A 10,633-nucleotide genomic window follows, 5' to 3' on the forward strand; every position below is an offset into this window, starting at 1 on the left:
GGCCGAGAGAGGGGCTACACCGGCCGGTCGCCCAGGATGGTGGCCCGGTGCATCACCCGCCGGTTCGGCAGGTAGTCGGCCAGGGCGTAGTGCTGGGTGCAGCGGTTGTCCCAGAAGGCGACGTCGCCCGCCTTCCAGCGCCAGCGCACGGTGAATTCCGGCTTCGCCACATGGTCGAACAGGAAGCGCAGCACCGCCTCGCTCTCCTTGGCCGAGAAGCCGGTGATGCGGGTGGTGAAGCCCTCGTTGACGAACAGCCCCTTGCGGCCGGTCACCGGATGGGTGCGCACCACCGGATGGATCACCGGCGGGTTCTTGTCGCGCGCGATCTGCCAGCGCTCGCGCTCCTCCGGCGCGGTGAACCGTTCCGGCGGGAAGGATTTGGCGAAGTCGTGCAGCGCCGTCAGGCCGGTCAGGAAGGCCTGCCAGGGCGGGGACAGCGCCTCGAAGGCGGCGATGCTGCTGGACCAGCTGGTATCGCCGCCAAAGGGCGGCAGCTGCTTCGCCGCCAGCACCGCGCCCAGCGGCGGGGTCTCGATGAAGGTGACGTCGGTGTGCCAGTTGTCGTTGTCCGGCTGGTTGTCCGGATGGGTGTCGAGGATGATGATCTCCGGCACCTCCGCCACATGCGGGTAGACCGGATGGACGTGCAGCGCGCCGAAGCGGGCGGCGAAGTCGCGCTGCGCCGCCGGGATCAGCTCCTGGTCCTCGAAGAACAGGACATGGTGCTGCAGCAGGGCGCGGTTGATCGCGGCGAGGGTGGCGTCGCCCAGCGGCTGCGCCAGGTCGACGCCGCGCACCACCGCGCCGATGGCGGGATTCAGGGGCTGGACGGAGAGGAGGGTCGACAGGCTGTCGGGCATGGCGGGACCTCTCTGTTTGCGGTTGTTTTCGATGGGAACGGGTGTCAGCCGCGCCCGTGCCAGGGCGTCAGCCGGCGCTGCAGCAGGCGCAGCAGGACTTCCAGCAGGAAGGCGACGGCGGCGATCACCAGGATGCCCAGCACCACCACGTCGGTGACCAGGAACTGCGCCGCGCTCTGGATCATGAAGCCGAGGCCGCTGGTGGCGGCGACCAGCTCGGCCGCGACCAGGGTCGACCAGCCGACGCCGAGACCGATGCGCACCCCGGTCAGGATCTCCGGCAGCGCGTTCGGCAGGATGACGTGGCGCAGCAGCTGCGCCCGGGTGGCGCCGAGCGACCGGGCGGCGCGCAGCCGGTCGGGCGGCACCGCGCGCACCCCGGCCGCGGTCGCGATCGCGATCGGCGCGAAGATGGCCAGGAAGATCACCAGGACCTTCGAGGTCTCGCCGATGCCGAACCAGATCACGATCAGCGGCAGATAGGCCAGGGGCGGGATCGGCCGGTAGAACTCGATCAGCGGGTCGAGGATGCCGCGCGCCACCCGGCTGGTGCCGATGGCGATGCCGACCGGAATCGCCACCACCAGCGCCAGCGCCAGGGCGGCGAAGACGCGGCCCAGGCTGGCGGCCAGGTGCTGCAGCAGCGTCGCGTCCGCGAAGCCGATGGTCGCCGTGGTGACGAGCTTGCCGAGCACGGCCTGCGGCGTCGGCAGGAAGAGAGGCGGGACGAGGCCGAGATTGGAGACGAGCCCCCACACCAGGAGGAGGCCCGCCACCGTGGCGAGGCTGATCAGCCTCGTCCCGCGGCCCATTCGTTTGCTGGGGCGCCGCTGCCGCGGGATCGGCCCCCCGCGAACGGGGGACGGCGCCGGTTTCTGGAGCACGATATCGGCCACCTAGGCCGCCTCGCGCTCGAAGATCAGGTCCATCACCTGCTCGCGCAGGGCGATGAAGCCGGGGTCGGACTTGATCCGGCGCGCCGGCTCGCCGGTACAGTATCGGCGGCCGAAATCCAGCCGCAGCTCCTCCACGATGCGGCCGGGCCGCGGTGACATCACGACCAGCCGGGTCGCCAGGAACAGGGCTTCCTCGATGCTGTGGGTGATCAGGAACAGGCTCTTGCCGGTGCGGTGCCACAGATCCAGCAGCAGCTCCTGCATCCGCTCCCGCGTCAGCGCGTCGAGCGCACCCAGCGGCTCGTCCAGCAGCAGCACCTCGGGGTCGGCGGCCAGCGCGCGGGCCAGGCCGACCCGCTGCCTCATGCCGCCCGACAGCTCCCACAGCTGCTGCCGCTCGAAGCCTTCCAGCCCGACCAGCCGCAGGATGCGCCGGGCCCGGTCGTCGCGCTCGGCCGGCGGAGTGCCGCGCAGCCGCAGCGCGAAGCCGACATTGCCCAGCACGTCAAGCCAGGGGAACAGGGCGTCGTCCTGGAAGACGACGCCCCGCTCCACCCCAGGGCCGGTCACACGAACGCCGCCGAGTGTGACCGTCCCTGCCTCCGGCGCCAGGAAGCCCGCCATCAGGTTCAGCAGCGTGGTCTTGCCGCATCCCGACCGGCCGAGGGCGACGACGAACTCGCCCGGCTCGATCGCGAGGGTGATCCGGTCCAGCGCGCGGATGTCGCCATCCGCCGAAGAATAGGTCACCGAAACGGCATTGACCGCCAGAACCGACATGGGCCTCTCCTGGCGCCCTGTTCAATTCGTCGCCGTGGCCGTTGCGACGAAGCGGGCGTCGACGTAAGGCGCGTAATCCTCCAGCGCCTGGTCGATCTTACCCTGCTCCTTCAAAAAAACCGCAGTGTCCGCGATCGCCTTGGCCGTGCCGCCGCCCAAGAGGGCCGGCCCGGCCTGCTCCGCCTTCACCGGGAAGACGCTGCCCTGCAGCAGGGCCGGGATCTCCTCCGGCTTCGCCCCGGTCAGCCTGGCGATCTTGGCGACCTCCGCCGATTCCGCGCTCCACGCCTTCGGGTCGGCGCGATAGGCCGCGTATTCCTTCAGCGTGACGTCGGCGAAGGCCTGCACCGCCTGGGGATCCGCCGCGATCAGGTCGGCCCGGGCGATCCAGGCGTCGAAGGTCGGCGCGCCCCAGGCGGCGACCTCGGTCGAGGTGACCAGGACCTTGCCGCTTTCCTTGATCCTGCCCAGCGCCGGGTCCCAGACATAGGCGGCGTCGATGTCGCCGCGCTGCCAGGCGGCCGCGATCTCCGGCGGCCGCAGGTTCAGGATCCGGACCGAGGCGGGATCGATGCCCCAGTGCTTCAGCGCCGCCAGCAGGCTGTAATGGGTGGTCGACACGAAGGGCACGGCCACGGTCTTGCCGGCCAGGTCGGCCGGCTTGTCGATGCCGGCGCCGTTGCGCACCACCAGCGCCTCGGCGGAGCCGATTTCGATCGCGACCAGGATGGTGCGGACCGGCAGCTCGCGGCTGGCCGCGGCGGCCAGCGGGCTGGACCCGACATAGCCGATCTGGACCGCGCCCGAGGCGATGGCGGCGATGACCTCGGCGCCGCTGTCGAATTTGCGCCATTCGACCGGGCGGCCGATGGCCTTCTCGTACTGGCCGTCGGCCTGCGCCACCTTCGCCGGCTCGACCGTGCTCTGGTAGGCGATGGTCAGCGGCTCCTCGGCCCGGGCGTAGTTGCCGATGACGACGGCGGCCGCACCGGCCAGCAGGGACCATCGCAGAATCTGGACGAACATTCGGGACAATCCTCGAACGGGCAGGCGCACTCGCAGGGCCGGTCGCGCATCGCTGGCGGTGAGGGGGCGCGGATCAGACGGCCGGGGCGCCGTTATGGAATGGGCGAGGGGAAACTCAGGCTTGGCGCCGACAGCCGACCGGGCAGAGACAACGGACCGAGGGCCGGCTGCTGGGATCGCAGAAGAGTGACATGGGCTTCGACTCCTCGAGACCACGAACCCGGTCGTGGCGCTTAGCGTTTGGTGACGCGGCGCAAGCTTCACGGAAAATTGCCGCGGCGCGATCCCGGACAGGACCGACGAGAATGAGGTTTTCACAGCTCGAGGAGTGAAGTCAACACTATTAACTATCAACATAGGTTGTTGGTTGAATAAATTACGCATCATAATGGTATTTATCGCGAGCACGATTCCCCTCCGGCGCCGGCCCGTCTATGGTCCGGCCATGCTCAGCCGGACCGAAGCTTCTCCCGCCCTCCTCGCCGTGACCGGACTCGACCGGCCGGTGGCGCTGCGCCGCAATGCCCGGGCGCGGCGCCTGTCGCTGCGGCTCGACCCGGCGCTCGGCGAGGTGGTGGTGGTGGCGCCGCCCCGGGTGCCGGCGCAGGTGATCGCGGATTTCGTCAGCCGCCACGCCGAATGGGTGCGCCGCCGCCGGGCCGCCATGCCCGGCCGGACGCCGTTCCTGCCCGGCGCCGAGGTCCCGATCCTCGGCACCCTGCATAAAATCATACACGACCCCGCGGCCGGCCGCACCGTGCGAATCGGGGCCGGCGAGCTCCGCATCGGCGGCCCCGCCGAGCATGTCGGCGCCCGTCTCGCCGCCTGGCTGAAGGCGGAGGCGCGGCGCCAGCTGCTGGTCCGCAGCCGGGCGATGGCGCTCAGGCTCGGTGTCACCATCGCCGCGGTGACGGTGCGCGACACCCGCAGCCGCTGGGGCAGCTGCACCTCCAGCGGGCGGCTCAGCTATTCCTGGCGCCTGTTGCTGGCACCCGAAGCGGTGCTCGACTACGTGGTGGCGCATGAGGTCGCGCATCTGGTCGAGATGAACCATTCAGCACGCTTCTGGGCGGTGGTCGACCGGCTGCATCCGGATTCCGACCGCTGCCGCGCCTGGCTGAAGGCCAAGGGACAGGACCTGCATCTCTATGGCTGATCGGGTTGCCGGGGCCGGGGGCATGCAGCCCTCGGCGATCATCGCCGTCGTCCTGACGCTGCTGACCGGCTTCGGCCCGATGTCGACGGATGTCTACCTGCCGTCGCTGCCGGTGCTGGTCACGGCCTTCGAGACGGACGTCGCCACCGTGCAGCTGACGCTCAGCATCTTCCTGGTCGGCTTCGCCGTGGCGCAGCTGGTCTACGGGCCGGTCTCCGACCGCTTCGGCCGCCGTCCGGCGATCCTGGCCGGAGTGACCATCTTCACCGCCGCGAGCATCGCCTGCGCGCTCGCGACCTCGATCGAGATGCTGATCCTGTGCCGGTTCCTGCAGGCGCTCGGCGCCTGCTGCGGCCCGGTGCTGGGCCGCGCCGTGGTGCGCGACCTGTACGGGCCCGAACGCTCGGCCCGCATCCTCGCCTACATGTCGATGTCGATGGCCCTGGCGCCGGCGATCGGGCCGATCATCGGCGGCGTGCTGCAGCAGGCCTTCGGCTGGCAGGCGACCTTCTGGCTGCTGGTCGGGTTCGGCGCGCTGATGCTGGCCTCGGTGCTCGGGCTGCTCGGCGAAAGCAACCGCCATCGCGACCCGCTGGCCACAAGCCCGACCCGCCTGGCCCGCAACTACGCCAGCCTGCTGCGCCACCGCCGCTACATCGGCTACGTGCTGATCGTCGCCTGCAGCTACAGCGCGATCTTCACCTTCATCTCCGGCTCGTCCTTCGTGCTGTCCGGCATGCTCGGACTGTCGCCGCCGGTCTACGGCGCCTCTTTCGGCGCGGTGGTCGCCGGGTACATGCTCGGCAGCTTCGGCTCCGGCCGGATGACGCTCCGGCTCGGCATCGACCGGATGATCGCGACGGGCACGCTGCTGATGCTGGCCGGCGCCGTGGCGATGGCGGGGCTGGCCGCCGCCGGCGTGTTCGCCGTCTGGGCCGTGATCGCACCCTTCTTCCTGGTCATGATCGGCGTCGGCCTGACCCTGCCCAACGCCATCGCCGGGGCGATCGCGCCGTTCCCGACCATGGCCGGCACCGCCTCGGCGCTGATGGGCTTCCTGCAGATGACGCTGGCCGCCCTGGTCGGCATCGCCATCGGCCACGCCACCGGCAGCGACGGACTGCCGATGGCTGTGGCCGTGCTGCTGACGACGCTCGGGGCGCTGGCGGCCTTCCGCTTCCTGGTCAGGTCTTCGACCGAACCGCCAGCCGGAACGGCCTGATCTCGATCTCCCGCCATACCCCGCCGGTGACATAAGGGTCGGCGGCGATGACGGCGTCCAGCGCCGCCCGGTCCGGCACCTCGTAGATCACGCTGGAGCCGATCATCCGGCCCTCGTCGTCCAGGATCGCGCCGCCGGCGACGATCACGCCCTCCTCGGCGTACCGGCGGGCGCCGACCAGATGCTGCTCGCGTGCCGCCAGGCGCCGGGCCGGGGCCTCGGCGTCGTCGCCGTCCTTCGCGGTCACCAGGAACTGCATGGCTCTCCTCCTTCGTCGATCCGGCGAGCATAGCGGCGTTCGGCCCGGTCGCAACCCGCCCGGCGATCTGCTACCCAGGGGGCAGGACATCCGGGTGGAGGACGAGATGAAGGTCGAGGGTCTGGCGGCGGTGGTCACCGGGGCGGGGTCGGGCATGGGGGCGGCGACCGCCCGCGCCCTGGCCGCGGCGGGCGCCAGGGTGGCGCTGCTCGACCTCAACCGCGACGCGGCCGCGGCGGTGGCGCGCGAGATCGGCGGCCTGGCCGTGGCCTGCGACGTCGGCGACGGCGAGTCCGTGGCCGCGGCGCTGGAGCAGGCGCGGGCGGCACACGGCACGGCGCGGATCGCGGTGGCCTGCGCCGGCATCGCCCCGGGCGCCCGCCTGGTCGGCCGCGACGGGCCGCACGACCCGGCGCTGTTCGAACGGGTGATCCGGGTCAACCTGCTCGGCACCTTCCACCTGCTGCGCCTGACTTCCGCGGCCATGGCGGCGGAGGAGCCGCTGCCGGAGGCTGCCAGCGCCTCGGGCGAGCGCGGCCTGTTCGTCGCCACCGCCTCGGTCGCGGCCTATGAGGGCCAGGTCGGCCAGGTCGCCTATTCCGCCTCCAAGGGCGGGGTGGTCGGGCTGACCCTGCCGGCGGCGCGCGAGCTGGCGAAGAGCGGCATCCGGGTGATGACGGTGGCGCCGGGGCTGATCGGCACGCCGATGATCGAGGCGATGCCGAGCCAAGTTCAGGACAGCCTGATCGCCACCACCCTGTTCCCGCAGCGCCTGGGCCGGCCGGAGGAGTTCGCCCGGCTGGTCCTCCACATCGCCGCCAACGAGATGCTGAACGGCTCGGTGATCCGCCTCGACGGCGCCGTGCGGCTGGCGCCGCGATGAGCAGCTTCCCGAAACCGGGCTTCACCGAGCCGCCGTCGACCGACGACCTGATCGAGCTGGCGGAGGAAGGCTTCGAGCGGATCCCGGCGCGGCTGCGGGCCATGGTCCGCGGCGTCGCCATCCAGGTGGTCGATTTCCCGGACGACGAGACGCTGGACGAGATGGGGCTGGAAAGCCCGTTCGACCTGCTCGGCCTCTACACCGGCACGCCGTTCGGGCAGAAGACCTTCGCGATCGCGACCCGGCCCGACATGATCTTCCTCTACCGCCGGCCGATCCTCGACTACTGGTGCGAGACCGGCGAGGATCTCGGCCATGTCGTCCGCCATGTGCTGATCCACGAGATCGGCCACCATTTCGGCTTCTCCGACGACGACATGGAGGCGTTGGAGCGGGAGGCGGACGGAGAGGGCTGAGGCCTCACCCCTCCAGCAGGTGGCCGAAGGCGCGCAGGGGGCGCACGCGGTCGCAGACGATCTTGACGATCGCCAGCATCGGCACGGCGAGGATCGCGCCGGGCACGCCCCACATCCAGTACCAGAAGATCAGGGCCAGGATCACCACCACCGGGTTGATGGTGAAGCGCCGCGCCAGCACCGTCGGCGTGATCCATTCGCCCTCGGCGACATGGATGCCGAGATACAGCAGGGCGGGCAGCGCCGCGGTCCAGACCGGGCCTTCGGCCACCAGCCCGACCGCCAGGAACAGCACCATGCCGCAGATCGGGCCCAGGATCGGCACGAAGTTCAGGCAGAAGGCGACGGCGCCCCACAGCACCGCCGCCGGGATGCCGCAGGCCCACATCACCAGCCCGGTGGCGACGCCGACCAGCGCGTTGATCACGGTGACGGTCAGGAGATAGGAGGACAGGTCGCGCTCGATCTGCAGTGAGATCGACACCGCCTCCCGCTTCTCCACGAAGGTCGGCAGGATCTCGACGAAGCGGCGCAGGAAGGTCTCGCCGAACACCAGCAGGTAGAACAGGACCAGCAGCGTCTCGAACAGATGCGAGGCAATCAGCCCGGTGCCGGCGAAGACCGCGGTGACGATGTCGGTCGGGTGCGCCAGCAGCGAGCCGGCGTCGCCGAAGCGCACGCCGATCTGCTCCAGCCGCGCCGCGAAGCTCTGCAGCGGCTGGGCCAGAAAGGCGAATTTCGCCTGCAGCGCCGGCCATTCGTTCGGCAGGTTGCCGGCCCATTCCGCGGCCGGGCTGGTCAACAGCGTGCCGATGCCGACGGCGATCAGCAGCAGCAGCGCGATCGCGGCCAGCGCGGCGATGGCCCGCGGCACGCTCACCCGCTCCAGCAGGCGCACCAGCGGCTGCAGCAGCAGCTTCAGCACCACGGCCAGCACCACCGGCAGCACGATATCGCGGGCGAACAGGAGCGTGCCGAGCACGGCGAGGAGGCAGAGGACGCCGAGAAACACCGTCTTCGGGTCGTCCGGCAGCGGCATCTCCGGAATATGGCCGTTGCCGTTGCGGCTGTTCGGCGCCGGAAGCTCGGCGGGAACCTTCGGCTGTTCGATGTTCATCCGGGTCGATCCTGGGGCGAATCCGAGAACGGCGGAAGGGTCGTCACCGTTCCCCCGTGAGTGCCGCCGCGGTTCTAACCCGCAGAACCGGCAGAAGTTCTGCCTCGAACCAGGGATTGCGCCGCAGCCAGGCGGTGTTGCGCCAGCTCGGATGCGGCAGCGGCAGCATATCCGGCAGGTGGTCGCGCCAGGCGGCGACCGTCTGCGCCACGCTCGGCCGCCGTCTCGGGCCGAGATAGAAGGCCTGGGCCATGCTGCCGACCAGCAGGGTCAGCCGGATCCCGGGCAGCAGCGGCCGCAGCCTGGGATGCCAGGTCTCGGCGCAGATCCGCGGCGGCGGATAGTCGCCGCCCTTGGGGTTGGTGCCGGGGAAGCACAGCCCCATCGACACCAGCGCCACCCGGTCCTCGTCGTAGAAAGCGTCGCGGTCGAGGCCGAGCCACTGCCGCAGCCGGTCGCCGCTGGCATCGGTCCAGGACAGGCCGGAGGCGTGCACCCGCGCGCCCGGCGCCTGGCCGACGATCAGCAGCCGGGCGGTCGTGGTGGCGCGCAGCACCGGGCGCGGCGCATGCGGCCACCGGCCGGCGCAGATCCGGCAGGCCCGGGCCGCCGCCAGGGCCTCGGCCAGGGTCTCGGTCATCGGTCCGCCAGTGCCCGGGTGGAGAGCAGTTCCTCCACGAACTCCGGCACCAGCACGGTGGCCGGGCCGTGGCGGCGGATCCCGAACAGGTCGGAGACCTGGCCCGGCTCCAGGTTCAGCTCGATCGTCAGCGCCCCGGCGTCCAGCGCCTGGTGGACGAAGGCGGCGGCCGGGTAGACGGTGCCGGAGGTGCCGATCGACACGAACAGCCGGCAGCCGGCCAGCGCCGCCTCGATCTCGTCCATCGCCCGCGGCATCTCGCCGAACCAGACCACGTCCGGCCGCATCCCGCCGGCCTCGCCGCAGCCGGGGCAGGGCGTGTCGACCGACAGGTCGCCGGCCCAGGCGCGGCCGGCGTCGCAGGACAGGCAGCGGACGCGGCCGAGCTCGCCATGCATGTGGATCAGGTGGCGGCTGCCGGCGCGCTCGTGCAGGTCGTCGACATTCTGGGTCACCAGCAGCACCGGGCCCGGCCATTCGCGCTCCAGCCGCACCAGCGCGGCATGCGCCGCGTTGGGCTGCACCGCGGGATCGGCCAGGGTGCGGCGGCGGGCGTTGTAGAAGCCGTGCACCCGGTCCGGGTCGCGGGCGAAGGCCTCGGGCGTGGCCACATCCTCCAGCCGGATTCGGGTCCACACCCCGCCGGCGTCGCGGAAGGTGTCGAGGCCGCTCTCCTTCGAGATGCCGGCCCCGGTCAGGATCACGACCGGATCGCCGGTCCCTATGGGCTTTGCGCGCGTCATGCGCCGATCATGGCGGGGCCGCCGGCGAGGCTCAACGGCTCTTGTCGCCGCGCCGCGGCCCCCAATCTTTGCGCTATGACCATCGCCGCACTCCCCGCCCCGCTGCCCCTGCCGCCCGGAGCCCTGGCCGAGCTGGCCGCGGCGAAGGCGGTGCTCGACCACGACACGCTGGTGGCGCGCCTGTCGGCCCTGGCCGGAACTCCGGTCGAGGCGCTGAAGCGCAACCTGCCGTCCGGCGTGCAGACTGTCCTGGACGCCGCCGTCCGCCGCGCCCTGGCCACGGCGCTCAGGGCGGCCTTGCGCAGCGGCCCCGGCCGCCGGATGCCGCGCGGGCCGGAAGCCTGGCTGCATCGCGGCCTGGCCGCGGCCAGCGGCGCCGCCGGCGGCGGCTTCGGCCTGCCCGGCACGCTCTTGGAGCTGCCGGTCTCCACCGCCCTGCTGCTGCGCCAGATCGCGGCCGAGGCGAAGGCGGCGGGCGAGGACCCGTCCACCCCCGAAACGGCGATCGAATGCCTCAAGGTCTTCGCCATGGGCCGGCCCGACCCGGCCGACGACGCGGTCGAGACCGGCTATCTCGCCACCCGGATCGCGCTGGCCCGGGTGGTGCCGAACGCCACGGCCTCGGTGATGCC

13 protein-coding genes are annotated in these 10,633 nt (G+C 71.5%); 5 read left to right on the forward strand and 8 right to left on the reverse strand.

What is annotated here, in order from left to right; translation table 11 throughout:
- Nucleotides 1–14: 14 nt before the first annotated feature.
- From tauD to tauA, 4 genes are all read right to left on the reverse strand, one after another.
- Nucleotides 15–863, reverse strand: coding sequence for a taurine dioxygenase (gene tauD / locus ACFW16_RS28190; RefSeq protein ID WP_380311399.1), 849 nt, complete (start codon nucleotides 861–863; stop codon nucleotides 15–17).
- 44 nt (nucleotides 864–907) lie between these two features.
- Entirely contained in the window at nucleotides 908–1,675 is a 768-nt protein-coding gene (gene tauC, locus ACFW16_RS28195) for a taurine ABC transporter permease TauC (RefSeq protein ID WP_380311401.1), read from the reverse strand.
- A gap of 84 nt (nucleotides 1,676–1,759) precedes the next feature.
- Nucleotides 1,760–2,539, reverse strand: coding sequence for a taurine ABC transporter ATP-binding subunit (gene tauB / locus ACFW16_RS28200; RefSeq protein WP_380311403.1), 780 nt, complete (start codon nucleotides 2,537–2,539; stop codon nucleotides 1,760–1,762).
- A 21-nt stretch (nucleotides 2,540–2,560) separates the two neighbouring features.
- Nucleotides 2,561–3,565: a taurine ABC transporter substrate-binding protein gene (gene tauA / locus ACFW16_RS28205; protein ID WP_380311405.1), complete on the reverse strand. Its 1,005-nt coding sequence runs from the start codon at nucleotides 3,563–3,565 to the stop codon at nucleotides 2,561–2,563.
- A 445-nt stretch (nucleotides 3,566–4,010) separates the two neighbouring features.
- Between tauA and ACFW16_RS28210 the strand changes: the two genes are divergently transcribed.
- Both ACFW16_RS28210 and ACFW16_RS28215 read left to right on the forward strand, forming a co-directional pair.
- A complete protein-coding gene (locus tag ACFW16_RS28210; RefSeq protein ID WP_380311407.1) occupies nucleotides 4,011–4,721 on the forward strand; it encodes a M48 family metallopeptidase in 711 nt (236 codons plus the stop codon).
- Nucleotides 4,714–5,943, forward strand: coding sequence for a multidrug effflux MFS transporter (locus ACFW16_RS28215; protein ID WP_380311409.1), 1,230 nt, complete (start codon nucleotides 4,714–4,716; stop codon nucleotides 5,941–5,943). The genes ACFW16_RS28210 and ACFW16_RS28215 overlap by 8 nt, the downstream gene beginning before the upstream one ends.
- On the opposite strand, the gene ACFW16_RS28220 is transcribed toward ACFW16_RS28215, so the two are convergent.
- Entirely contained in the window at nucleotides 5,906–6,202 is a 297-nt protein-coding gene (locus ACFW16_RS28220) for a YciI family protein (protein ID WP_380311411.1), read from the reverse strand. The genes ACFW16_RS28215 and ACFW16_RS28220 overlap by 38 nt on opposite strands.
- Before the next feature lie 106 nt (nucleotides 6,203–6,308).
- Between ACFW16_RS28220 and ACFW16_RS28225 the strand changes: the two genes are divergently transcribed.
- Nucleotides 6,309–7,085, forward strand: coding sequence for an SDR family NAD(P)-dependent oxidoreductase (locus ACFW16_RS28225; protein WP_380311413.1), 777 nt, complete (start codon nucleotides 6,309–6,311; stop codon nucleotides 7,083–7,085).
- Nucleotides 7,082–7,501, forward strand: coding sequence for a metallopeptidase family protein (locus ACFW16_RS28230; protein ID WP_380311415.1), 420 nt, complete (start codon nucleotides 7,082–7,084; stop codon nucleotides 7,499–7,501). The genes ACFW16_RS28225 and ACFW16_RS28230 overlap by 4 nt, the downstream gene beginning before the upstream one ends.
- Before the next feature lie 4 nt (nucleotides 7,502–7,505).
- Here the strand turns inward: ACFW16_RS28230 and ACFW16_RS28235 are convergent, their stop codons facing one another.
- From ACFW16_RS28235 to ACFW16_RS28245, 3 genes are read right to left on the reverse strand one after another with little or no spacing between them, the layout of a single operon-like run.
- Entirely contained in the window at nucleotides 7,506–8,618 is a 1,113-nt protein-coding gene (locus tag ACFW16_RS28235; protein WP_380311417.1) for an AI-2E family transporter, read from the reverse strand.
- A 43-nt stretch (nucleotides 8,619–8,661) separates the two neighbouring features.
- Entirely contained in the window at nucleotides 8,662–9,258 is a 597-nt protein-coding gene (locus ACFW16_RS28240) for a uracil-DNA glycosylase family protein (RefSeq protein ID WP_380311419.1), read from the reverse strand.
- Complete coding sequence (locus ACFW16_RS28245) at nucleotides 9,255–10,001, reverse strand: NAD-dependent deacylase (protein ID WP_380311421.1); 747 nt, start codon at nucleotides 9,999–10,001, stop codon at nucleotides 9,255–9,257. The genes ACFW16_RS28240 and ACFW16_RS28245 overlap by 4 nt, the downstream gene beginning before the upstream one ends.
- Nucleotides 10,002–10,076: 75 nt before the next feature.
- Between ACFW16_RS28245 and ACFW16_RS28250 the strand changes: the two genes are divergently transcribed.
- Nucleotides 10,077–10,633, forward strand: a 557-nt coding sequence (locus tag ACFW16_RS28250; RefSeq protein ID WP_380311423.1) for an EcsC family protein, incomplete at its 3' end; no start/stop codon positions are given.

The sequence above is a fragment of the Inquilinus sp. NPDC058860 genome (assembly GCF_042743185.1).
In the GTDB taxonomy this organism is placed as follows: Bacteria; Pseudomonadota; Alphaproteobacteria; order DSM-16000; family Inquilinaceae; genus Inquilinus.

What these genes read in the sequence shown, in the direction of transcription:
- ACFW16_RS28245 (WP_380311421.1), bottom strand. Translation starts at nt 10,001, where the DNA reads ATGACGCGCGCAAAGCCCATAGGGACCGGCGATCCGGTCGTGATCCTG.
- ACFW16_RS28220 (WP_380311411.1), bottom strand. Translation starts at nt 6,202, where the DNA reads ATGCAGTTCCTGGTGACCGCGAAGGACGGCGACGACGCCGAGGCCCCG.
- tauC (WP_380311401.1), bottom strand. Translation starts at nt 1,675, where the DNA reads ATGGGCCGCGGGACGAGGCTGATCAGCCTCGCCACGGTGGCGGGCCTC.
- ACFW16_RS28235 (WP_380311417.1), bottom strand. Translation starts at nt 8,618, where the DNA reads ATGAACATCGAACAGCCGAAGGTTCCCGCCGAGCTTCCGGCGCCGAAC.
- ACFW16_RS28225 (WP_380311413.1), top strand. Translation starts at nt 6,309, where the DNA reads ATGAAGGTCGAGGGTCTGGCGGCGGTGGTCACCGGGGCGGGGTCGGGC.
- ACFW16_RS28210 (WP_380311407.1), top strand. Translation starts at nt 4,011, where the DNA reads ATGCTCAGCCGGACCGAAGCTTCTCCCGCCCTCCTCGCCGTGACCGGA.
- ACFW16_RS28230 (WP_380311415.1), top strand. Translation starts at nt 7,082, where the DNA reads ATGAGCAGCTTCCCGAAACCGGGCTTCACCGAGCCGCCGTCGACCGAC.
- ACFW16_RS28240 (WP_380311419.1), bottom strand. Translation starts at nt 9,258, where the DNA reads ATGACCGAGACCCTGGCCGAGGCCCTGGCGGCGGCCCGGGCCTGCCGG.
- tauD (WP_380311399.1), bottom strand. Translation starts at nt 863, where the DNA reads ATGCCCGACAGCCTGTCGACCCTCCTCTCCGTCCAGCCCCTGAATCCC.
- tauB (WP_380311403.1), bottom strand. Translation starts at nt 2,539, where the DNA reads ATGTCGGTTCTGGCGGTCAATGCCGTTTCGGTGACCTATTCTTCGGCG.
- ACFW16_RS28215 (WP_380311409.1), top strand. Translation starts at nt 4,714, where the DNA reads ATGGCTGATCGGGTTGCCGGGGCCGGGGGCATGCAGCCCTCGGCGATC.
- tauA (WP_380311405.1), bottom strand. Translation starts at nt 3,565, where the DNA reads ATGTTCGTCCAGATTCTGCGATGGTCCCTGCTGGCCGGTGCGGCCGCC.